This is a genomic window from Bacillus sp. 220_BSPC, from assembly GCF_001054655.1.
In the GTDB taxonomy this organism is placed as follows: domain Bacteria; phylum Bacillota; class Bacilli; order Bacillales; family DSM-1321; genus Peribacillus; species Peribacillus frigoritolerans.
This window is the reverse complement of sequence record NZ_JVPL01000131.1, coordinates 1-873: the sequence shown is the minus strand read 5'-3', so window position 1 is coordinate 873 and position 873 is coordinate 1. Positions and strand designations below refer to the sequence as shown.

1 protein-coding gene and 1 pseudogene are annotated in these 873 nt (G+C 31.6%); one reads left to right on the top strand and one right to left on the bottom strand.

The window, feature by feature from the left end:
• Window positions 1-387: zinc-ribbon domain-containing protein (locus ADA55_RS29840; protein ID WP_048682079.1), on the top strand; the 387-nt coding region annotated here is incomplete at its 5' end.
• A 258-nt stretch (window positions 388-645) separates the two neighbouring features.
• On the opposite strand, the pseudogene ADA55_RS30010 reads toward ADA55_RS29840, so the two are convergent.
• A pseudogene (locus ADA55_RS30010) lies at window positions 646-873 on the bottom strand (hypothetical protein); the annotation flags it as partial.

Below are 873 nucleotides of genomic sequence, written 5' to 3'. Positions count from 1 at the left end.
ATTACTCAACATAGTCTTAAAGAAATAAAAGATTTTGCAATCTCAAAAGGAGGAAAATGCTTATCTAATGTTTATATAAACGTAGATACAAAATTAAATTTCATATGTGAAAAGGGACATCACTTTACAAAAACACCATACAATTTTAATAAAGGACAATGGTGCAGAACATGTTCTTATGAAAAAAGAGGAGATTTATACCGTTTAAATGTGAATGAAATGAATCTTGTAGCAGAGGAGAAAGGATGGAAATGTTTATCTATAGAATATATAAACGCTCGAGAAAAGTTATTATGGGAATGTGAAAATGGTCATATATTTGAACGAACACTTGCCCATGTTAAAGAAGGGCGAGGATGTCCCACTTGTAATAAGCGTAAACGTTAAAACAACAGATGTAGACAAAGAACCTTTTATATAACTTTTTATCTTTTACCAAAATCGTTACCTACGTCGTTGAATTTATTTTTCACACGTAAAATCATCTCATTTTACATATTTTGCAATGGAATCACACGTAATAAATATTTAACACGATCTGTGGGGCAGAATACAATTTTATGATAAAACCTCTCTTTTATCCATCCTAGCTATCTAATAGATAATAAAATCGGTAATACTTAGTAAGTATTACCGCAATATAATTTATAGTTTTGATTTTCTATACCCAGCAGATTTTGCTTCAGCTTCTGTACAGAAAGTTTCTTCAGGTTCAGTCTTATCATAGAATTGTCCTGAAGGCACATGGTAAATCTTAGTACCTGAACTTGAAATATTACCTCGAATGTTTGAACAAGCTTGTTGTTCTTTTTCTCTTTCTGCCTGTTCTGCTTTTTCTCTTTCCGCTTGTTCTGCTTTTTCTCTTTCCGCTTG